Origin of the sequence: Thermus brockianus (assembly GCF_021462505.1) — a bacterium.
GTDB lineage: Bacteria > Deinococcota > Deinococci > Deinococcales > Thermaceae > Thermus > Thermus hydrothermalis.
In genome coordinates this window covers 34,499-53,851 of record NZ_JAKEDV010000005.1, presented here as the reverse complement: position 1 = coordinate 53,851, position 19,353 = coordinate 34,499, and the positions used below count along the sequence as shown (strand labels likewise).

Below are 19,353 nucleotides of genomic sequence, written 5' to 3'. Positions count from 1 at the left end.
ACGGGAAACATCAGGCGAGCCTCCGCAGGTGGACGAGGAGGGCGGTGAGGTCGGAGTCGCGGATCCCCGGCACCCGGGCGGCCTCGGCCAGGGTGCGGGGACGGAGGCGGGAAAGCTTCTCCACCGCCTCCCGGGAAAGCCCCGGCACCTTGGGGAAGTCCAGGCCCTCGGGGATGGGGTGGGCCTCGAGGTCCCGCATCTTCTCCCTTAGCCTCTCCTGCCGTTCAATGTAGCCCGCATACTTGGCCCGCACCTCCACCTGGTAGGCCTCCTCCGGCGTCAGGGGAGAGGGGGGCGGGAAGCGCTCCGCCAGGGCTTCGTAGGTGTTCTCCGGCCGCCTGAGCCACTGGAGGCCGCTTACCCCATCTATCCGCAAGGCCTCCAGGCGCTTTAGCTCCTCCGCCACCCGCCGGTACTTGGCCTCCACCCGGGCGAGGTCCTCCCTGGGCCTCAGGCCCCAAGCCACCGCCAAGGGGGTGAGGCGCTCGTCGGCGTTGTCCGCCCGGCAGAGGAGGCGGAGCTCCACCCGGGAGGTCATCATCCGGTAGGGCTCGTCCGTGCCCCGGCCCACCAGGTCATCCACCAGGACGCCGATGTAGCCGCTTTCCCGCGGGAGGTGCACCTCGGGAAGGCCCAGGGCGTACCGGGCGGCGTTGAGCCCCGCCAAAAGCCCTTGGGCCGCCGCCTCCTCGTAGCCCGAGGTGCCGTTCACCTGGCCCGCGGCGAAAAGCCCGGGGAGGAAGCGGGACTGGAGGCCCCGGGTAAGCTCCGTGGGGTCCAGGCTGTCGTACTCCACGGCGTAGGCGTAGCGCTGGATCACCGCCCCCTCAAACCCGGGGAGGCTTCGCACCATCTCCTCCTGGAGCTCGGGGGGAAGGCTAGAGGAAAACCCCTGGAGGTAGACCTCGCTGGTGGCGAGGCCATCGGGCTCCACGAAGAGGAGGTGGCTTTCCTTGTCGGCGAAGCGCACCACCTTGTCCTCTATGGAGGGGCAGTACCGGGGGCCGATCCCCACGATGTCCCCGGCGTAGAGGGGGGAGAGGTGGAGGTTTTCCCGGATGAGCCGGTGGGTCTTGTCCGTGGTGCGGGTCTGCCAGGTGGGAAGCCTAGCGGCGTGGGGCCCTGGGTTTCCCGTGAAGCTCCCGGGCGGCACCTCGGGGGGGACCACCTCCAGACGCTCAAAATCCACGGAGTCCGCCCGGATCCTGGGGGGGGTCCCCGTCTTGAAGCGGCGGAGGGTGTGGCCCACGGCCTTTAGGCTTTGGGAGAGGAAGCGGGCTGGGGGCTCGCCCTGCCTGCCCGCAGGCCGGGAGCGCCGCCCGTACCAGACCACCCCGCCCAGAAAGGTACCCCCTGCCACCACCACCGCCTTGGCGGGGATGCCCCGGCCGTCCACGGTGCGCACCCCAAGGAGCCTCCCCCCCTCCACCCAGAGGGCCGCCACCTCTCCCCTCAGGACCTCTATGGGCCTTTCGGCCAGGATCTCCTGCGCCTTAAGGGCGTACAGGTCCCGGTCCACCTGGACCCTAAGGCTTTGCACCGCAGGCCCCTTGGAGCGGTTAAGCGTGCGGGTGTGGATGGCCGTGGCGTCCGCCGCCCGGCCCATGAGCCCTCCCAGGGCCACCACCTCCGCCACCAACTGGCTCTTGCCCGGCCCCCCCACGGCGGGGTTGCAGGGCATGGTGCCGATGCGCTCCGGGTTCACGGTGACCAGGGCCACCCGCACCCCCAAGGCCGCCGCGGCCCAGGCGGCCTCGAGGCCGGCGTGCCCCCCACCCACCACCACCACGTCGTACCCCATCCTGCCCTCCACTTTAGCCCAGGCCCTGGCGTAGAATGTACCCTCGGAACGCTGGGGGGTAGCCTTGACCCACGAGGCCGTTTGGCAACACGTCCTGGAGCACATCCGCCGCAACATCACCGAGGTGGAGTACCACACCTGGTTTGAGCGGATCCGCCCCCTGGGCATCCGGGACGGGGTCTTGGAATTGGCGGTGCCCACCTCCTTCGCCATGGACTGGATCCGGCGGCACTACGCCGAGCTCATCCAGGAGGGCCTAAGCCTCCTGGGGGCCCAGGCCCCCCGGTTTGAGCTCAAGGTGGTACCGGGAACCCCGGTGCAAGAGGACATCTTCCAGGCCGCCCCCTCTCCCGAACCCGTCCAACCCAAGCTAAACCCCAAGTACACCTTTGAGAACTTCGTGGTGGGGCCCAACAACTCCATGGCCCATGCGGCGGCGGTGGCGGTGGCCGAGTCCCCCGGGCGGGCCTACAACCCCCTTTTCATCTACGGGGGCGTGGGCCTGGGGAAGACCCACCTGATGCACGCCGTGGGCCACTCCGTGGCCAAGCGCTTCCCCCACCTGAAGATTGAATACGTTTCCACGGAAACCTTCACCAACGAGCTCATCAACGCCATCCGCGAGGACCGGATGACGGAGTTCCGGGAGCGCTACCGCTCCGTGGACCTCCTTTTGGTGGACGACATCCAGTTCATCGCCGGCAAGGAGCGCACGCAGGAGGAGTTCTTCCACACCTTCAACGCCCTTTACGAGGCCCACAAGCAGATCATCCTGTCCTCCGACCGCCCCCCCAAGGACATCCTCACCCTCGAGGCCCGCCTGCGGAGCCGGTTTGAGTGGGGCCTCATCACGGACATCCAACCCCCCGACCTGGAAACCCGTATCGCCATCCTGAAGATGAACGCCGAGCAACGGGGCCTACGGGTGAGCGAGGAGGTCTTGGAGTACATCGCCCGCCAGGTGACCTCCAACATCCGGGAACTGGAAGGGGCCCTCATGCGGGCCATCGCCTACGCCTCCCTAAACGGGGTGGAGCTCACCCGGGCCGTGGCCGCCAAGGCCCTTTCCGAGATCTTCGCCCCCCGGGAGGTGGCGGTGGCCCCAGAGGAGATCGTGCGCAAGGTGGCGGAGCACTTCGCCCTCCGCCCCGAAGACCTCCTGGGGGGCGGCAGGCGGAAGGAGGTGGTCCTCCCGCGGCAGATCGCCATGTACCTGGTGCGGGAGCTCACCCGCTCCTCCCTGCCGGAAATCGGCCAGCTCTTCGGCGGACGGGACCACACCACGGTCCTCTACGCCATCCAGAAAATCCAGGAACTCTCGGAGAGCGACCGGGAGGTGCAAAGCCTCCTCCGCCGGCTTAAGGAGGCCTTGGTATGACCCCTGTGGATAACCTGTGGATAACCCTGTGGATAACCGGGCTTTTCCTGTGGATAACACTGTGGACAACTTGTGGAAAACTGGGGCCCTCCTGGGGCCTGTGGATAACTGGCCAGTTATCCACACCTTATCCACAGGCCAGGGCCATTTATCCACAGGAGTTATCCACAAGCCCTTTTCCGTACAGGACGCGGTTTTTACCCTCTTATCCACATATCCACAGGCCCTACTACTACGACTACGATCCTTTTAAGTCTTTAAAAAAAGAAAGTCGTAGTAGCAGAAAAAGGAGGAACGGGTAATGCGTGTAGTCCTTCCCAAAAACCTGCTGGCTGAACGCCTCTCTTTCCTAGAGAGGGTCATCCCTTCGCGTAGCTCCAACCCCCTTTTCACCTACCTGGGCCTTGCTTTGGGCCAAGACGCCTTGGTGCTTTTCGGGAGCAACGGGGAGGTGGACCTCGAGGCCGGCCTCCCGGCCGAGGTCCAGGGGGAGGGGCGCTACCTGGTGCCCGCCCAGCCCTTTTTCCAACTGGTCCGAAGCCTCCCCGGGGAGCAGGTGGAGCTGGTCTTGGGGGGTGATCTGGAACTGGTGTCCGGCACCTTCCGTACCCGGCTCGCCCTGGCCCCCACCGAGGGCTACCCCGAGCTTTCCTTCCCCGAGCCTAGCCCTTCCGAGGCGTACCCTTGGCAGACCGCCTTGCCGGTGGAAGACCTCCTCCGTGCCCTTACCCACGTGCGCTACGCCGCAAGCCACGAGGAGTACCGGGCCATCTTCCGCGGGGTCCAGCTGGAGTTCTCGGAAAGGGGGGTGCGGAGCGTGGCCTCGGACGGCTACCGCCTGGCCCTTTACCAGCTGGAAAGGCCCCAGCCCTTCCAGAAGAAGGCGGTGGTCCCCGCCCGCAGCGTGGACGAGGTGGCGCGGGTTCTCAAAGGGGTGGGGGATGGGGAGGTGGTCTTGGCCCTGGGCCCAGGCACCCTGGGCTTGGCGGTGCGGGAAGGGGAGGGGTGGGTGCGCCTGGCGGTGAGGCTCATGGAGGGGGAGTTCCCCGATTACGAGCGGGTCATCCCCAAGGAGTTTCCCCTAAAGGCCACCCTCGAGGCCGAGGCCTTCCGCGAGGCCTTGCGGCGGGTGAGCGTTCTGGCGGACAGGCAGAACCACCGGGTGGACCTCTTCTTCCAGGAAGGGCGGGTCCTCCTGTCCGCTGAAGGGGACTACGGCAAGGGCCAGGAGGAGCTTCCCGTGGCCTTGGAGGGAACGCCCCTCGCCGTGGCCTACAACGCCCGGTATCTCCTCGAGGCCCTAGGGCCCATCTCGGGCCAGGCCGCCCTCTGGCTTTCCGGGGCCACGAGCCCGAGCTTGGTGCGCCCGGCGGAGGAAGGAGGGTACCAGGCGGTGGTGGTTCCCTTGAGGGTGTAAGCTAAGGGCCAAGGAGGCGTGAAACGCTTCCACGCCGCAGGAGGAAACCCATGACCACGATCGTGAGCGTCAAGGCGCGGGAAGTGTTGGACTCCAGGGGCTTTCCCACGGTGGAGGCCGAGGTGGAGCTGGAAGGGGGTGCCCGGGGCCGGGCCATGGTGCCCTCCGGGGCCTCCACGGGCACCCACGAGGCCTTGGAGCTTCGGGACGGAGGGAGGCGCTACCTGGGCAAGGGGGTGCGCCGGGCGGTGGAGAACATAGAGGGGCGCATCGCCCCCGAGCTGATCGGCCGGGACGCCTTGGACCAGGAAGGGGTGGACCGGGCCATGCTGGAGCTGGACGGCACCCCCAACAAGGCCAACCTGGGGGCGAACGCCATCCTGGCCGTTTCCCTGGCCACCGCCCGGGCGGCGGCGGAGGCTTTGGGGCTACCCCTTTACCGCTATTTGGGTGGGATCCAAGGGGTGGTCCTGCCCGTTCCCCTCATGAACGTGATCAACGGGGGAAAGCACGCGGACAACCGCCTGGACTTCCAGGAGTTCATGCTGGTTCCCGCCGGGGCGGAAAGCTTCGCCGAGGCCTTGCGGATGGGGGCCGAGGTCTTCCACGCCCTCAAGGGGGTTTTGCGGGAGCGGGGCTACAGCACCAACGTGGGGGACGAGGGGGGCTTTGCCCCCGACCTAAAGCGCAACGAAGAGGCGGTGGAGCTTCTCCTCCTCGCCATTGAGCGGGCGGGGTACACCCCAGGGGAGGAGGTTTCCTTGGCCCTGGACCCGGCGGCGAGCGAGTTCTACCGGGACGGCAAGTACGACCTGGAAGGGGAAGGGAAGGTCCTCACCTCCGAGGAGATGGTGGCCTTCTGGGCCTCCTGGGTGGAGAAGTACCCCATCCGCTCCATTGAGGACGGCCTGGCGGAGGACGACTGGGAGGGGTGGCGGCTTCTTACGGAAACCTTGGGCAACCGGGTGCAGCTCGTGGGGGATGACCTTTTCGTCACCAACCCCGAGCGGCTTCGCCAGGGCATTGAGCGGGGGGTGGCCAACGCCATCCTGGTCAAGGTGAACCAGATCGGCACCCTTTCCGAGACCCTCGAGGCCATCCGCCTGGCCCAGCGCTCCGGCTACCGGGCGGTGATCAGCCACCGCTCGGGGGAGACCGAGGACAGCTTCATCGCCGATTTGGCGGTGGCGGTGAACGCCGGGCAGATCAAGACGGGCTCCCTTTCCCGCTCCGACCGCCTCGCCAAGTACAACCAGCTCCTGCGCATTGAGGAGGCCCTGGGCGGGGCGGCCCGCTACCTCGGTTATGGGGCCTTTTAAGCGCACCAAGATCGTGGCTACCCTGGGGCCTGCCTCCAGCACCAAGGAGGTGATCCGGGCCATGGCGGAGGCGGGGGTGGACGTCTTCCGCTTGAACTTCAGCCACGGCACCCCGGAGGACCACGGGAAGCGGGTGGCCCTGGTGCGGGAGGTGGAGGAGGAGCTGGACAAGAGCTTGGCCATCCTCCAGGACCTCCAAGGCCCCAAGATCCGCGTGGGCCGCTTCAAGAAAGGGCGGGTGGAGCTCAAGGCGGGCCAAGCCTTCGTCCTCACCCGGAGGCCCGTGGAGGGGGACGAGACCCAGGTCTCCATCAGTTACCGTGGCCTGCCCGAGGATGTGGTTCCCGGACAGGCCCTCCTCCTGGACGATGGCCGGATCCGCCTCCGGGTGGAGAGGGTGGAGGGGGACGAGATCCACACCGTGGTGGAGGTGGGGGGCGTCCTCTCCGACCACAAGGGGATTAACGTTCCCGGGGCCGACCTTTCCATCCCCGCCCTCTCCGAGAAGGACATCCAGGACCTGGCCCTGGGGGCCGAGCTTGGGGTGGACTGGGTGGCGGTTTCCTTCGTGCGCACCCGGGACGACCTCCTCCTCGCCCGGCACTACCTTTCCCGCTACGGCTCCCGGGCCAAGCTCATGGCCAAGATTGAGAAGCCCTCCGCCGTGCAGCGCTTTGAGGAGATCCTGGAGGAGGCGGACGGCATCATGGTGGCCCGGGGGGACCTGGGGGTGGAGATGCCCCTGGAGGAGGTTCCCATCGTGCAAAAGCGCCTCATCCTGAGGTGCATCGCCGCCGGGAAGCCCGTGATCACCGCCACCCAGATGCTGGAGTCCATGGTGCAAAACCCAAGCCCCACCCGGGCGGAGGCCTCGGATGTGGCCAACGCCATCTTTGACGGCTCGGATGCGGTGATGCTTTCTGCCGAAACCGCCGCCGGGGCGTACCCCGTGGAAGCGGTGGCCATGATGGCCCGCATCGCCAGGGCGGTGGAGGCTTCCCCGGAGTTTTTGCAGAAGCTCAACGTGCTCCGCCCCGCACCCACCCCCACCACCCAAGACGCCATCGCCCAGGCGGCGGACGACATCGTGGAGGCGGTGGGGGCCCGGGCCGTGGTGGTCTTCACCGCCACCGGGGGCTCGGCCCGGCGTGTGGCCCGCACCCGGCCCCAGGTGCCCATCCTGGCCCTCACCCCAAGCCCCGAGGTGAAGCGGCAACTGGCCCTGGTCTGGGGCGTCCTGCCCCGCCTGGCCCCGGACCCAGAGGACACGGACGACATGGTGCGGATTGCCCTGAGGGAGGTGAAGGCCCTAGGCCTGGCTCAGGTGGGGGAGCGGGTGGTCATCGCCGCCGGGGTCCCCTTTGGCGTGCGGGGGACCACCAACCTGATCCGGGTGGAGCGGGTGAGCTAAAAGGGCCCGGGGCCAAGGGGCCCCGGGGGGAGGGAGTTACACCGGTCTATTTGACCGGGGGACGGGACTTGAGCACCTCCTGCGGGGAGAGGGGTTTGGCCCTTTGGGCCTTCACCTCCTGGGCGGTGATGGGTTTGGCCTTGGACTTGGCGAAGGTGGTGAGGACGTGGTTCAAGAGGTTCGCCACCTCCTCGTCCTTCAGCTGCCGGAAGGGGGGCATGACCCCGTTGTAGGCCTTGCCTTCCACGGCGAGGGGGCCCTGGAGGCCGTAGAGGACCACCCGGATGAGGTACTCTCGGCCCCCCTTGGCCTGGACCACCTTGTCCAGGTGGGTGAGGGGCGGGAAGGCCCCGGGGATGCCCTGGCCCGTGGCCTGGTGGCAGCTTTGGCAGTTGGCGGAGTAGAGCTTGGCCCCCGGGCTTTGCCCGAGCGCGAATAGGCCGGCGAGGAAAATAAGAGGCAAAAGGCGCCGCATGGCTCCAGGATAGGAGGACTGCGCCGGCCTACGCCAGGGGCATTTGTCCCCAGGTTTTGGGGATGTGGGCGCAACGGGGGTCCGAGGCCAGGTAGTCCCCGGTTTCCGCATAGGCCCGGGCCCGGCTACCCCCGCAAATCTCCCGGTACTCGCAAACCCCGCACTTGCCCTTGAGCAGGGCTTTGTTGCGTAGCGCCTGGAAGAGGGGGCTTTCGCGGTAGATGGCCAAAAGGGGCTTTTCCCGCACGTTTCCGGCGGGAATGGGGAGGAAGCCCGAGGGGTAGACCTCCCCGTTGGCGGCCACGAAGACGAAGCCGAAGCCATCGGAAAGGTGGACGCCCCGCCCTTCCCCCACCAAGGCCCCGTCCTCTCCCCCCTCCCTCCTTCGGCGCTCTAGAACGAGGCGGCGGAACATGGGGCCTTCCGTGGTGCGCACCTTGAAGGGGTAAAGGCGGGAGAGGTCGTAGAGGAGGTGCATCACCTCCTCGTACTCCTCGGGGGAGAGTTGCTCCAGCAAGGCTCCCCGGCCCACGGGCACCAGGAAGAAGACCTCCCACGTGGCCACGCCCTTTTCCGCCAGGATCTCGGCGATCCCGGGAAGCTCCCTTGCGGTGCGCCGGGTCACGGTGGTGTTCACCTGGGTCATGAGGCCCACCTCTTGGGCCCAGGACAGGGCCTTTAGGGCCAGGGCGAAGGTGCCCGGCACCCCGCGGAAGCCGTCGTGGGCCTCGGGGCTTGCCCCGTCCAGGGAAATGGCCATCTGGTGGACGCCGAGCTCCCGGAAGCGGGCCACCACCTCCCGGGTGAGCCTCGGGGTGACGGCGGGGGTGATGCCCACCTTGAGGCCTAGGCGCTGGGCTTCCTCCAGGAGGAGGAAGAGGTCGGGGCGGGCCAGGGGGTCGCCCCCGGTGGGGAGGAGGATGGGCTTGGGGGTGTAGGTGGCGAGTTCCCGGAGGAGCTTAAGGCCCTCCTCGGTGGAGAGCTCGTCGGGGAGGGGTTCGGGCACGGCGGAGGCCCGGCAGTGCTGGCAGGCGAGGAGGCAGGCCCGGGTCATCTCCCAGGCCACCAAGAGGGGGAAGCGGTGGAGGTCGGGCTTCATGCCCTTAGCCTAGGACAGGGGAGAAGGGCAGGTGTCCCTAGCGGGGAAGGGTGAGGCGGTAGGTGAGGGTCTTGGCTTCGTGAGGGTTTAGGGGAAGCTCCAGGCGGTAGCCCTCGGGCAGGAGGGTGGCCCCGGGGAAGTCCAGGCGGAAGGGTTTGGGAAAGGTTTCCGCAAGGAATAGGGTGAGGGGGTAGGGATAGGGGTTTTCCAGGCGGGTTTCCACCAGGTAGGTGGCCTCCTTCTCCGACTGGGCGAGGAGGCGGACGGCGCGCCCAAGGCGCGCCCTCAGGTCCTGCCCAAGCCAGATCTCGGCCTGGTTGCCCTCGAGGGTGGCAGGAAGGCGGCCCTGGCCCAGGAAAAGGCCCTCCTCCACCACCTCCAAGGCCCCAGGGGCCAAGGGAAAGGGGGCTTTGAAGCGGTAGCCCCGTTCCAGGGGGATGGAGGCCTCGGTGCGGAAGGGGCCCTGGTAGCGGAGGAGCCGGGTGGGGGCCACCTCGGCCCTTCGGAAGGGGATTTCCGTGGTGCCGGGAAGAAGCTTTCTCGGCATAAGCTCGTAGCGGAAGAGGCCGAAGGGGCTTTCCTGGGCTTCCCCGAAGGTGCGGAAGGCGGCTTCGGGGAGGGCTTTGGCCGGAAGGAGGTTCACCTCCCCCGCCAGAAGGACGAGGCGTTCCGCCGGCAGGGCTTCCCCTTCCAGCCGAAGCCTGGCCCAGGCGGTGAGCCTGCCCTCCTCGAGGGTGTAGAAGACCTCCCCGGAAAGCCCGGTGTAGAGATAGCGGAGCCAGGCCCTCCCCTCCCCCCGGTAGCGGAAAAGCACCGCCGTACCCTGGAAAAGCCTTTCCTCCTCCTCCACCCCGAGGAGGCGCAACGAGCCCGGCACCATGCGGCCAAGCTTTTCCCCCGCCAGGTACACCCAGGCGGAAGGGGGAAGGAGCACGGGCTCCTTCACCTCGGCAAAACCGGGGTAGACCACCACCTCCTGGGCCAAGGCTCCAAGGAGGAAGAGCCCTAAAGCGGCGAGCTTTCTCATACCCCCAGTTTACGGGCCAAGGCCTCCACCCGCTCCCTGGGAAGCGGCTCCCCGTGGCCGGGGTAGACCCGCTGGGCCCCCAGGTCCAGGATCTTGCGCACCGTTCTCTTCGCCAGGGCGTGGTCCTCGTTGATGAAGCGGGGCGGGAGGCCCTTGCCCCTTAAGGCGTCCCCCGCCAAAAGCACCCCTTCCCGGAAGAGCCCCACCTGCCCCAGGGTGTGGCCGGGGAGGTGGACCACCCGCCAGCCCGCAAGGGCCGTCCCTTCCTCTGCGGGGCGGAGGGCCTCCTTGGGGAGAGGGGGGGCCAGGTTGGCGAGCCGGCGGCCCAGGAGGGGGATGGGAAGGGGCGGGCGGGGCTTTTCTCCCGTGAGGTAGGGCCACTCCAGGGGGTGGGCGAACACGGGCACCCCATACTGCTCCCAAAGGGCCCTCGCCCCCCCGGCGTGGTCCAGGTGGTGGTGGGTGAGGAAGAGGAAAAGGGGCGGGGAACCTAAGAGGGAGAGGAGTTTCCCCGCCTCCCAAGGGAGCCCGGCGTCCACCAGGAAGTAGCCCCCCTCCGCCTCCACGCGGTAAAGGTTGGCGGCGAAGGCCAGGCGCTCAGGCCCGTTCATGGACGGGGGCGAGGCCCATCTCCGCCAGGGCCCGGCGGATCCCTTCGGGGTCAATGCCCGCCTGGCGGTGCAGGCTCGGGATGGTCCCGTGCTCAAAGAAGCGGTCGGGAAGCCCCAAGACCTTGACCTCGGGCTTTAGGCCCATCTCGTTAAGGGCCTCCAGAACGGCGCTCCCAAAGCCACCCATCCTCTGGTGGTCCTCCACGGTGAGGAGCTTGTAGCGGGCGAGCCGCCGCAGCATCTCCCGATCCAGGGGCTTGAGGAAGCGGGCGTTGACCACGCCCACCCGGGGGTCGTCCCCTGCGGCCTCGAGGGCGTACCGCAGGGTCTTGCCGAAGGCGAGGATGTAGGCTTCCTTTCCCTCCTTCACCACCTCCCACTTCCCCCAAGGGATGTCCGGCCACACCCCTTCCGGGGCCCTTTCCACGTTGTCCCGGGGGTAGCGGATGGCCACGGGGCCTCCCACCTCCAGGGCTTTCTTCAGCATGGCCCGAAGCTCCAGGGCGTCCTTGGGGGCGGCGATCTGCAGGTTGGGGATGGTGCGCAGGTAGGCGATGTCAAAGACCCCGTGGTGGGTGGCCCCGTCCGCCCCCACGATGCCCGCCCGGTCTATGGCGAAGACCACGGGGAGGGCTTCTATGGCCACGTCGTGGATCACCTGGTCGTAGGCCCGTTGCAGGAAGGTGGAGTAGATGGCCACCACAGGCTTCATGCCCCTTAGGGCCAGGCCCGCTGCCGTGGTCACCGCCACGTCCTCGCAGATGCCCACGTCCAGGTAGCGCTCGGGGTGCTCCAGGGAGTAGCGCACGAGCCCCGACCCCTCCCGCATGGCCGGGGTGATGACGAAGAGCCTGGGCTCCAGGTGGGCGAGCTCGGTGACGGCGTCCCCGAAAGCCTGGCTCCAGGAGTAGCCCTTGGAAACCTTCTCCGGCTTCTTGGGGTCAAACCCTGGGGGGCCGTGCCAGTAGATGGGGTCGGCCTCCGCCACCTTGTACCCCTTGCCCTTCTTGGTGACCACGTGGAGAAGGGTGGGGCCCTCCAGGGCCTTGAGGTGCTCCAGGATGTGCACGAGGCCCTTCAGGTCGTGGCCGTCCACGGGGCCGATGTAGCGCAGGCCCCAGGCGTAGAAGGGGTTTTCCTGGTGGAGGATGAGCTTGGCCGCTTCCTTCGCCCGGTCCACCAGGCCAAAAAGCTGGGGAGAGATGCGCTCTAGGACGTTTCTCCCCAGCTTTTCCATGTCGTGGACCCACTTCCTAATTTGGAGCTCTTTGAAGTACTTGTTGAGGGCCCCCACGTTCTCGGAGATGCTCATCTCGTTGTCGTTCAGGATGATGAGCATCCGCTTTTGCAGCTCCCCGATCTTGTTCAGCGCGGCAAGGGCCATGCCCCCGGTGAGGGCCCCGTCCCCGATCACCGCCACCACGTGGTAGTCCTCCCCCTGGAGGTCCCGGGCGATGGCCATGCCCAGGGCGTGGGCCAAGGAGGTGGAGGCGTGGCCAGCGGTGATGGCGTCGTGTTCGGACTCGGAAACCTTGGTGAAGCCGGAGATGCCCCCTTCCTGCCTCAGGGTGTGGAAGCGGTCCTTCCGCCCCGTGACCAACTTGTGGGCGTAGGCCTGGTGGCCCACGTCAAAGAGGATGCGGTCTTTGGGGGAGTGGAAGACGCGGTGTAGGGCCAGGATCAGCTCCACCGCCCCCAGGGAGCTTGCCAGGTGCCCGCCGTTTTGCGCCGTGACCCGGATGATCTCGCTCCGGATCTCCTCGGCTAGTTCCTGGAGTTCCTCCAGGCTAAGCCGCTTCAGGTCTTCGGGGTCGTTTACCCTATCCAGGACCATACCCACCTCACTGGAAGTTGCGCTCCACCAGGATGCGCCCCTCCCGGGTGCGCACCTCCCCCACCCGGGGGGCGAACCAGACCTCGTAGGCGGTCTGGCCCGCCTGGTCCTGGTAGACCTGGCGGATGCGCAGGATGCGGAAACTCCCCGCAGGAAGGCGCACTTCCCGTTCCTCTAAGACCTCCATGCTGTAGTCCAGACGGCCTTGGGCCAAAGGCTCCCGGCCTGTGGGGGAGAGGAGCTCCACCTTCACCTCCACCCTTCCCCCCCAGCGGTAGCCCGGGGCGAGGAGGCCCTCCGGGGGGTACTCCAGGACGGGCGGGGTGAAGACCACCCGGGCCGAGGGGTCCTGGAAGCCGAGAAGCCGCACGCCGAAGGCCCCCACCTGGCGGTAGTAGACCCGGTCCTCCCCCCGGCCATAGGCGCGGAAGCGGAGGGCTTCCTGGCCCTCGTAGAGGGCGGGGCCCTCCACCCGTACCCGGTAGGGCGGGGAGGAGAGGGGCTCCCCCTCGGGCACGTAGACCCACTCCAGCCCCGTGGCGGTGGGGTAGAAGGCCTCGCTTCGGAGGAAAGGCCGGGCCTCGGGGGCCTGGGTCACCTGGGGGGCGCAGGCGGCGAGGAGGAGGGAGAGGGCCATAAGGGACCGCCTCATGTTAGGGAGTTTACCCCGCTTCCCGCCGTGGGCTGGCCAACACTTTAGGTTCTGGGGCCCGGCTAGCCTTGGCCCAACTCCCGCTTGAGCCGAAGGAGTTCCTCCTCCAGCTCTTTTTCCCCGGACAAGGCGGCGAGCTCCTTCTCCAGGTCCTGGCCGTCCAGGGCCTTTAGGGCCTCGTGCCGGTCCTCCAGGGCCAGGATGCGGGCCTCCATCTCCTCAAAGGCCTCGAGGGCGGGGTGACTGTCCAAGCGGGACTCCATCCGGCGCACCGCCTCCGCCGCCTCCACCCCCTTCTTCCGGGCCAAAAGGAGCTTCTTCCTGGCCTCGGCCTCGTCAATCTTGGCCTCCAGGGCCTTGAGCTGGGTCATGAGCCGCTCGGTGAGGGCCCGGTGCTCCGCGAGTTGCGCTTTGAAGCCCTCCGCCAGGTCCAAAGCCCGTTTCCTACGCCGCAGGGCCTCCTTGGCCAGGTCCTCCCGGGAGGCCCTAAGGGCTTCCTTGGCCTTTTCCTCCCAGAGGGCGGCCTCCTTCTCGTGGCTTTCCACCTCCCGCTCCAGGCGCTTGGCCTCGGCCATGGCCGCTGCCACCTGTTCCCGGGCCTCCTTGAGGGCTTCCTTCATGTCCAAGAGGGCCTGCTCCAGGATCTTCTCCGGGTCCTCGGCCCGGCGCAAGAGCTCGTTCAGGTTGGCGCGGATGAGACGCCCCAGGCGGTCTAGTAGGTTCATGCTGCCTCCGGGTCCAGTATACCTTGACGGCGCCTTGGGCCTGGGGTAGCCTTGCCCTGCAAGTATGCGCTTACTTACGGAAGCCGACCCCCTCGAGGCCCGCCTCTTCCAGGCCGCTTTGGAGCTTTTGGCGGAGCGGGGCTACCGCGGGGCCACTACCAAGGAGGTGGCCCGGCGGGCGGGGGTGAGCGAGGTGACCCTTTTCCGCCGCTATGGGAGCAAGGAGGCTTTGTTCCGGAAGGCCGTGGTCGCCTTCTTCCCTCAGGGCTTCCTGGAGCGGCTTCCCGAGGAAGGGGCCCCTTTGGCAGAGGGGCTTTCCGCCCTCTTGGAGGCCTATCTGGAGCTTCTCAAGGCCCATCAGGTTCTTTTGCCCAAGCTCTTGGCAGAGTTGTTGCGCCACCCCGAGCTCCTTTCGGAAGGCCCCCCGAGGGGGCTCGGGCTGGCTTTGGGAAGGATTGTGGGCTTTTTCCGGGCCAAACAGGAGGCGGGCCTTTTGCGGCCGGACGAGCCCCCCGAGGAGCTGGCCCTGGCCTTCGTGGGTCCCCTTTTCGCCCGCTTCCTCCTGGGGGAGGTTTTGGGGGTGCGCCTGCCCTTGGACCGGGAGGCCTACGTGCGGGGGTATCTGGAGGGACGCTATGGTGCACGCTGAGGAGGTGACGCGGCATTTCGGCAGCCTCAAGGCCCTGGACCGGGTGAGCCTTTCCGTGCGCCCAGGGGAGGTGTTCGGCCTTTTGGGCCCCAACGGGGCGGGGAAGACCACCTTGGTGCGGGTCCTCACCGGGGTTCTCCGCCCCGATGGGGGGCGGGCGGTGGTGGCGGGGCTAGATGTGTTGCGGGAGCCTTGGGCGGTCAAGGCCCGGATCGGCTACGCCACCCAGGAGCAAAGCGTCTACCGCGACCTCACCGTGGAGGAAAACCTCCGCTTCCGCGCCCGCCTTTACCGGCCAAGGGAGGCGAAGGCCCTGGCGGAAGAGGCCCTTTTGCGCTTTGGCCTTCTCCCCTACGCCAAGGCCCTGGCGGGCCACCTCTCCGGGGGCTGGCGGCAACGGCTGGCCTTGGCCCAGGCGGTGGTCCACCGCCCGGAGGTCCTCTTCTTGGACGAGCCCACCACGGGGCTTGACCCCGTGTCCCGCCGGGCCATCTGGGACCTCATCCACCAGGAGGCGGAACGGGGGGCGGCGGTCTTGGTCACCACCCACTATATGGACGAGGCGGAGCGTTGCCACCGCCTGGCCCTCCTCTTCGCCGGGCGGGTCCTGGCCCTGGGCACGCCGCAGGAGCTCAAGGCCGAGGCCCGGGGGCGGGCGGATTTCTACTTCGCCCCCGTGACCTTGGCCGAGGCGAGGCGGGTGGAAGGGGTTTGGGACGCCTGGCCCAGCGGCCACGGGGTGCGCCTCATCCTGCGGAAGGGCGTGGCCCCGCCCTTTCCCGCCACGCCCACCGAGCCCACCCTCGAGGACGTCTTCCTGGTCTACACCAAGGGGGAAGCATGAGCCGCATCCTCGCCCTAGCGGAAAAGGAGTTTTTGCAGATCCGGCGGGACCACGTCCTCCCGCGGCTCATCGTCCTTTTGCCCACCCTGATGCTCCTCCTCTTCGGCTACGCCATCAACTTCACCCTGGATAACATCCCCCTGGCGGTGTACGACGCCTCCCAGGACCGCATCAGCCAGACCCTTTTGGCGGAGCTCACCCGGGAAAACCGCTTCCATTTGGCGGTGAGGGCGGAAAGCCCCGAGGGGGTGGTGAGGGCGGTGGACCGGGGCCAGGCCCGGGTGGGCCTGGTGGTGCCCCCAGGGGCCTTGGAAAGGGTGCGCCGGGGGGAGAGCGTGAACCTGGAGGTCTACGTGGACGGCACCGACCCCAACTTCGCCTTCCAGGCCCAGGCCGCCTTGCGCAAGGCCATCCAGGAGGTGAACGCCCGCATCCTGGTGGGCCGGGCCCTTTCCGGGGAGGCGGTCTTGCCCCCCTTGAGCCCCACCCTCCACACCCTCTACAACCCGGACAACAAGACCGCCTGGTTCATGATCCCCGGCATCATCGGCCTGGTCCTCACCATGTTCACCGTGCTCCTTACCGCCCTCTCCATCGTCCGGGAGGCGGAAAGCCGCATGATGGAAAGCCTTTTGGCCTCCCCCTTGCGCCCCCACGAGATGGTCCTGGGCAAGGTCCTGCCCTATCTGGTCATCGCCTTTGCCGTGGCCATCTTGGTTTTGGCCCTGGGGCACTGGGTTTTTGGGGTGCCGGTGCGGGGAAGCCTCCTCCTTCTGCTCTTCGCCATGTTCCTCTTCGTGTTGGGCTCCTTGGCGGCGGGGGTTTTGATCTCCACCTTGGCCCGCACCCAGGTGCAGGCGGTCTTCGGCACCTACGCCTATGCCTTTCCCACCATCTTCCTTTCGGGCTTCGTCTTCCCCATAGACGGCATGCCCCGCCTTTTCCAGATGCTTTCCTACCTGGTGCCCGCCCGCTACCTCATTGAGGTCCTGCGGGGGGTGATGCTCAAAGGGGTGGGCCTTGGGGTGCTTTGGCCCCACCTCTTGGCCTTGGCCCTCTTCTCCGCTTTGGTCCTCTTCTTGGCCTCGGCCCGCTTCCAGAGGCAGGTGGCGGTATGAGGGGGGTGGTGCTTCTTCTCCTCGTTTCCCTGGCCTTGGCCCAGGGGCGCCTCGAGGCGGGCCTTTACGGGGCCCCCGGCGGGGTAACCCCGGCCCTGGAGGCCGCCTTCGCCCTTGGGGAAGGGGAGGCTTACCTGAGGGGGCAACCCGGGCGGGGGGCCTTGGGCTACCTGGGGAACCTTTCCTTGGGGCCTCTGGGCTTTCTGGCCTATGGGGCCCAAGGGGAGGTGGGGGAGGGGGGCCTGGGGGGTGCCCTTTTCCTGGAGGGAGGGGCGGGACCCTTGGCGGCGGAGGGGCGGCTTGGGTACAGGCCCCAAGGGGCTTTTCCCCTTTTCCCCGAGGCGGGGTTTTTCGGGCGGCTTTCCCTGCGCTACCGGGCCACCCCTAGGGAGGTCTGGGGTTTGGAGGTGGCAAAGAACACCCCTCCCCGCCCCCCCTCCTTCGGCCTGCAACCGGGTTGGGAAGGGGGCTTTCGCCTGGAAGGGAGCTACGCCTTCCGGCAGGAGGCCGCCTACACCCTGGGGCTAGGGGTTTCCCCCGGGCCCTACGCCCTTTTGGGCCTGAAGGGGGAGGTGGGGGAGGGAGGGGAGGTTTTGGACCTCCTCCTCCGCCTGGGCGGGGTGAACCGGTTGGAGGCGGGGCTTTACTTAGGGGAGGCTAGCCTCCATCTCACCCTTTCCTACCCGTGGGCGGGTAGCTTCGTGGTGTGGCTTGGGGACTTGGGCCTCGAGGCGGGTTACGGGAAGGCCCCCTACGCCTGGGTCCGCTACGCTTGGAGGTGGCCGTGAAGGAAAGAGCCCTGACGATCCTCGGATTTTTCGCCCTTTTGGCCCTGGCTTGGGCCCAGTCGGTCCCGCAGATCCTGGACCTGGTTGAGAAAAACCTGGCCGAACCCTGGCAGGCCCTGGTGCAGGGGGAGATCCAGGGCCCAGGGGGTCGGGAAACCCTCCAGGCCCGGGTCTACGCCCTGCCCAAGGAGAAGCTCTACCGCATAGAGTTCCTCAAGCCGGGCTCCTTGGAGGGGAACTTTACCGTGGTCACCGAGAAGGAGGTCTGGAACTACCTCTACCTCACCAACCAGCTCGTCATCAGCCCCAAGGAGAAGGCCCAGGTGCAGGGCCTGGGCTTTAGCCCCCAGGGCCTGGGCGACCTGAAGGCCCTGAGCGAGCGGGTAAACCTCCGCCTGGCGGGGGAGGAGCGCCTGCCGGAAGGGGTGGCCTGGAAGCTCGTGGGCGAGGCCAAGGAGGGCCAGGGCTTCGCCCGCTTGGAGCTCTATGTCCTGAAGGCGGACCCAAGGCCTTTGCGCTTCCTCTTCCTGGACGAGGGGGGGAAGGTTTTGGCGGACCTCAAGGTGGTGGAGTTCAAGCGGGCAAGCCTCACCCCCGCCCAGCTCAAGCGCTATCCCAAGGACGCCCAGGTGGTGCGCCGCTAGGTTTCGGCATAGAGGGGGGTGGAGAGGTACTTCCACCCCCCATCGGGGCTGATGCAGGCCACCCGCTTGCCGGGGCCGAGCTCCCGCGCCACCTGAAGGGCGGCCCAGATGATGCCCCCCGAGCTCATCCCCAGGAAAAGCCCCTCTTCCCGGGCGAGCCTGCGGGCCAGGGGGAAGGCGTCCTCCTCCCACACCTGGATGACCCCGTCCAGGAGGCTTAGGTCCAGGTTCTCGGGGATGAAGCCCGGGCCCATGCCCTGGAACTGGTGTTGCCCCATCTTCCCCCCGGAGAGGACGTTGGAGCGGGCGGGCTCCACGGCGATGACCTTCACCTTGGGGTTTCGCTCCTTGAGGTAGCGCCCCACCCCGGTGATGGTCCCCCCCGTGCCCGAGCCGTAGACGAAGGCGTCTATGCGTCCCTCCAGGGCCTCGTAGAGCTCGGGCCCCGTGGTCTCGTAGTGGGCCCGCACGTTGGCAGGGTTTTTGAACTGGTCGGGCATGAAGGCGCCGAGCTCCTCCTTGAGCCGGAGGGCCTCCTCCCGGGCCGCCAGCATCCGCCTCTCCGGGTCCGTGAGGACGAGCTCCGCCCCGAAAGCCCTCAAGACCCGCTTCCTCTCCTCGGACATCTGGGCGGGCATGGTGAGGATGAGGCGGTAGCCCCGGCTTGCGGCGATCATGGCGAGGCCGATGCCCGTGTTGCCGCTCGTGGGCTCCACGATCACCTGGCCCGAGCCCGGCCTCAGGATCCCCTTCTCCTCGGCGTCCTTGATCATGTACCAGGCGGGGCGGTCCTTGATGGAGCCCCCTGGGTTTTGCCCCTCCAGCTTCACGAAGACCTCGGCCATGTCCGGCTCCACCACCTTGGTGAGGCGCACCACGGGGGTTTTGCCGATGACCCGTTCCACCCGCATACCCCCACTATAGGGGTTTCCTTGGCGGGGGGCATCTGCTAACCTAGATGGAGCAAGCCCTAAGCTTGCGGAAGGGTGAACATGAAAGTAGGACAGGACAAGGTGGTCACCATTCGCTACACCCTCCAGGTGGAGGGGGAGGTTTTGGACCAGGGGGAGCTTTCCTACCTGCACGGGCACGGCAACCTCATCCGGGGCCTCGAGGAGGCCCTGGAGGGCCGCGAGGAGGGCGAGGCCTTCCAGGCCCACGTGCCGGCGGAGAAGGCCTACGGCCCCCACGACCCGGAAGGGGTGCAGGTGGTGCCCCTCTCCGCCTTCCCCGAGGACGCCGAGGTGGTCCCGGGGGCCCAGTTTTACGCCCAGGACATGGAGGGGAACCCCATGCCCCTCACCGTGGTGGAGGTCCAGGGGGAGGAGGTCACCATTGACTTCAACCACCCCCTGGCGGGCAAGGACCTGGACTTTGACGTGGAGGTGGTGAAGGTGCGGGAGGCCACCCCCGAGGAGCTCCTGCACGGCCACGTGCACGAGGGCGGGCATTCCCACTAGGCGTGGGCCAGGCCTCCCCGGGGGTCCCCTGGGGGGCTTGACTTTTTCCTCCCCCCGTGGGATAGTGGGGAGCCCCTGGAAAGCCAGGTGGGTTTTCGGGA

General features: G+C 67.7%; 19 protein-coding genes. 10 read left to right on the top strand and 9 right to left on the bottom strand.

Annotation, left to right across the window (positions count from 1 at the left end; all coding sequences use genetic code 11):
- Positions 1–10 precede the first annotated feature (10 nt).
- Entirely contained in the window at positions 11–1,906 is a 1,896-nt protein-coding gene (mnmG, locus tag LXN00_RS07360; protein ID WP_267962724.1) for a tRNA uridine-5-carboxymethylaminomethyl(34) synthesis enzyme MnmG, read from the bottom strand.
- Here mnmG and dnaA point away from each other — a divergent pair.
- The 4 genes from dnaA to pyk all read left to right on the top strand — a co-directional run bounded on the left by dnaA (position 1,866) and on the right by pyk (position 7,326).
- On the top strand, positions 1,866–3,179 hold the full coding sequence (dnaA, locus tag LXN00_RS07355; RefSeq protein ID WP_234506905.1) for a chromosomal replication initiator protein DnaA: 1,314 nt from the start codon (positions 1,866–1,868) through the stop codon (positions 3,177–3,179). The genes mnmG and dnaA overlap by 41 nt on opposite strands.
- 301 nt (positions 3,180–3,480) lie before the next feature.
- On the top strand, positions 3,481–4,596 hold the full coding sequence (gene dnaN / locus LXN00_RS07350; RefSeq protein WP_234506903.1) for a DNA polymerase III subunit beta: 1,116 nt from the start codon (positions 3,481–3,483) through the stop codon (positions 4,594–4,596).
- 50 nt (positions 4,597–4,646) lie between these two features.
- Positions 4,647–5,915, top strand: a complete 1,269-nt coding sequence (gene eno / locus LXN00_RS07345; protein ID WP_234506901.1) for a phosphopyruvate hydratase — start codon at positions 4,647–4,649, stop codon at positions 5,913–5,915.
- Positions 5,902–7,326, top strand: coding sequence for a pyruvate kinase (gene pyk / locus LXN00_RS07340; protein WP_234506899.1), 1,425 nt, complete (start codon positions 5,902–5,904; stop codon positions 7,324–7,326). Before eno ends, pyk begins: the two co-directional genes overlap by 14 nt.
- 46 nt (positions 7,327–7,372) lie before the next feature.
- Here pyk and LXN00_RS07335 read toward each other — a convergent pair whose 3' ends face one another.
- The 7 genes from LXN00_RS07335 to LXN00_RS07305 all read right to left on the bottom strand — a co-directional run bounded on the left by LXN00_RS07335 (position 7,373) and on the right by LXN00_RS07305 (position 13,749).
- A complete protein-coding gene (locus tag LXN00_RS07335) occupies positions 7,373–7,801 on the bottom strand; it encodes a c-type cytochrome (protein WP_234506897.1) in 429 nt (142 codons plus the stop codon).
- Positions 7,802–7,829: 28 nt separating this feature from the next.
- Positions 7,830–8,900 carry a TIGR04053 family radical SAM/SPASM domain-containing protein gene (locus LXN00_RS07330; protein ID WP_234506895.1) on the bottom strand — a complete coding sequence of 357 codons (1,071 nt, stop codon included), beginning with the start codon at positions 8,898–8,900 and terminating at the stop codon, positions 7,830–7,832.
- Positions 8,901–8,937: 37 nt separating this feature from the next.
- A complete protein-coding gene (locus LXN00_RS07325) occupies positions 8,938–9,927 on the bottom strand; it encodes a DUF4139 domain-containing protein (RefSeq protein WP_234506893.1) in 990 nt (329 codons plus the stop codon).
- Positions 9,924–10,538 carry an MBL fold metallo-hydrolase gene (locus LXN00_RS07320; protein WP_234506891.1) on the bottom strand — a complete coding sequence of 205 codons (615 nt, stop codon included), beginning with the start codon at positions 10,536–10,538 and terminating at the stop codon, positions 9,924–9,926. The genes LXN00_RS07325 and LXN00_RS07320 overlap by 4 nt, the downstream gene beginning before the upstream one ends.
- Positions 10,525–12,372, bottom strand: a complete 1,848-nt coding sequence (gene dxs / locus LXN00_RS07315) for a 1-deoxy-D-xylulose-5-phosphate synthase (RefSeq protein WP_234506889.1) — start codon at positions 12,370–12,372, stop codon at positions 10,525–10,527. Before dxs ends, LXN00_RS07320 begins: the two co-directional genes overlap by 14 nt.
- 7 nt (positions 12,373–12,379) lie before the next feature.
- Positions 12,380–13,024 carry a hypothetical protein gene (locus tag LXN00_RS07310; RefSeq protein ID WP_234506887.1) on the bottom strand — a complete coding sequence of 215 codons (645 nt, stop codon included), beginning with the start codon at positions 13,022–13,024 and terminating at the stop codon, positions 12,380–12,382.
- A gap of 62 nt (positions 13,025–13,086) precedes the next feature.
- Positions 13,087–13,749: a PspA/IM30 family protein gene (locus LXN00_RS07305; RefSeq protein ID WP_234506884.1), complete on the bottom strand. Its 663-nt coding sequence runs from the start codon at positions 13,747–13,749 to the stop codon at positions 13,087–13,089.
- A gap of 64 nt (positions 13,750–13,813) precedes the next feature.
- On the opposite strand from LXN00_RS07305, the gene LXN00_RS07300 reads away from it, so the two are divergent.
- From LXN00_RS07300 to LXN00_RS07280, 5 genes are read left to right on the top strand one after another with little or no spacing between them, the layout of a single operon-like run.
- A complete protein-coding gene (locus LXN00_RS07300; protein WP_234506882.1) occupies positions 13,814–14,398 on the top strand; it encodes a TetR/AcrR family transcriptional regulator in 585 nt (194 codons plus the stop codon).
- Positions 14,385–15,242, top strand: a complete 858-nt coding sequence (locus tag LXN00_RS07295) for an ABC transporter ATP-binding protein (protein WP_234506880.1) — start codon at positions 14,385–14,387, stop codon at positions 15,240–15,242. Before LXN00_RS07300 ends, LXN00_RS07295 begins: the two co-directional genes overlap by 14 nt.
- Complete coding sequence (locus LXN00_RS07290) at positions 15,239–16,360, top strand: ABC transporter permease (protein WP_234506878.1); 1,122 nt, start codon at positions 15,239–15,241, stop codon at positions 16,358–16,360. Before LXN00_RS07295 ends, LXN00_RS07290 begins: the two co-directional genes overlap by 4 nt.
- The gene (locus LXN00_RS07285; RefSeq protein WP_234506876.1) at positions 16,357–17,148 is read left to right on the top strand and encodes a hypothetical protein; all 792 of its coding nucleotides are present in this window, start codon (positions 16,357–16,359) and stop codon (positions 17,146–17,148) included. The genes LXN00_RS07290 and LXN00_RS07285 overlap by 4 nt, the downstream gene beginning before the upstream one ends.
- Positions 17,145–17,792: an outer membrane lipoprotein carrier protein LolA gene (locus LXN00_RS07280; protein WP_234506874.1), complete on the top strand. Its 648-nt coding sequence runs from the start codon at positions 17,145–17,147 to the stop codon at positions 17,790–17,792. Before LXN00_RS07285 ends, LXN00_RS07280 begins: the two co-directional genes overlap by 4 nt.
- On the opposite strand, the gene cysK is transcribed toward LXN00_RS07280, so the two are convergent.
- Positions 17,789–18,703: a cysteine synthase A gene (gene cysK, locus LXN00_RS07275; protein ID WP_234506872.1), complete on the bottom strand. Its 915-nt coding sequence runs from the start codon at positions 18,701–18,703 to the stop codon at positions 17,789–17,791. The genes LXN00_RS07280 and cysK overlap by 4 nt on opposite strands.
- An 81-nt stretch (positions 18,704–18,784) precedes the next feature.
- Between cysK and LXN00_RS07270 the strand changes: the two genes are divergently transcribed.
- Positions 18,785–19,252: an FKBP-type peptidyl-prolyl cis-trans isomerase gene (locus LXN00_RS07270; protein ID WP_234506870.1), complete on the top strand. Its 468-nt coding sequence runs from the start codon at positions 18,785–18,787 to the stop codon at positions 19,250–19,252.
- The last annotated feature ends 101 nt before the right edge of the window (positions 19,253–19,353 follow it).

What these genes read in the sequence shown, in the direction of transcription:
- mnmG (WP_267962724.1), bottom strand. Translation starts at nt 1,906, where the DNA reads ATGTGCTCCAGGACGTGTTGCCAAACGGCCTCGTGGGTCAAGGCTACC.
- dnaN (WP_234506903.1), top strand. Translation starts at nt 3,481, where the DNA reads ATGCGTGTAGTCCTTCCCAAAAACCTGCTGGCTGAACGCCTCTCTTTC.
- eno (WP_234506901.1), top strand. Translation starts at nt 4,647, where the DNA reads ATGACCACGATCGTGAGCGTCAAGGCGCGGGAAGTGTTGGACTCCAGG.
- pyk (WP_234506899.1), top strand. Translation starts at nt 5,902, where the DNA reads ATGGGGCCTTTTAAGCGCACCAAGATCGTGGCTACCCTGGGGCCTGCC.
- LXN00_RS07335 (WP_234506897.1), bottom strand. Translation starts at nt 7,801, where the DNA reads ATGCGGCGCCTTTTGCCTCTTATTTTCCTCGCCGGCCTATTCGCGCTC.
- LXN00_RS07330 (WP_234506895.1), bottom strand. Translation starts at nt 8,900, where the DNA reads ATGAAGCCCGACCTCCACCGCTTCCCCCTCTTGGTGGCCTGGGAGATG.
- LXN00_RS07325 (WP_234506893.1), bottom strand. Translation starts at nt 9,927, where the DNA reads ATGAGAAAGCTCGCCGCTTTAGGGCTCTTCCTCCTTGGAGCCTTGGCC.
- LXN00_RS07320 (WP_234506891.1), bottom strand. Translation starts at nt 10,538, where the DNA reads ATGAACGGGCCTGAGCGCCTGGCCTTCGCCGCCAACCTTTACCGCGTG.
- dxs (WP_234506889.1), bottom strand. Translation starts at nt 12,372, where the DNA reads ATGGTCCTGGATAGGGTAAACGACCCCGAAGACCTGAAGCGGCTTAGC.
- LXN00_RS07310 (WP_234506887.1), bottom strand. Translation starts at nt 13,024, where the DNA reads ATGAGGCGGTCCCTTATGGCCCTCTCCCTCCTCCTCGCCGCCTGCGCC.
- LXN00_RS07305 (WP_234506884.1), bottom strand. Translation starts at nt 13,749, where the DNA reads ATGAACCTACTAGACCGCCTGGGGCGTCTCATCCGCGCCAACCTGAAC.
- LXN00_RS07300 (WP_234506882.1), top strand. Translation starts at nt 13,814, where the DNA reads ATGCGCTTACTTACGGAAGCCGACCCCCTCGAGGCCCGCCTCTTCCAG.
- LXN00_RS07295 (WP_234506880.1), top strand. Translation starts at nt 14,385, where the DNA reads ATGGTGCACGCTGAGGAGGTGACGCGGCATTTCGGCAGCCTCAAGGCC.
- LXN00_RS07290 (WP_234506878.1), top strand. Translation starts at nt 15,239, where the DNA reads ATGAGCCGCATCCTCGCCCTAGCGGAAAAGGAGTTTTTGCAGATCCGG.
- LXN00_RS07285 (WP_234506876.1), top strand. Translation starts at nt 16,357, where the DNA reads ATGAGGGGGGTGGTGCTTCTTCTCCTCGTTTCCCTGGCCTTGGCCCAG.
- cysK (WP_234506872.1), bottom strand. Translation starts at nt 18,703, where the DNA reads ATGCGGGTGGAACGGGTCATCGGCAAAACCCCCGTGGTGCGCCTCACC.
- LXN00_RS07270 (WP_234506870.1), top strand. Translation starts at nt 18,785, where the DNA reads ATGAAAGTAGGACAGGACAAGGTGGTCACCATTCGCTACACCCTCCAG.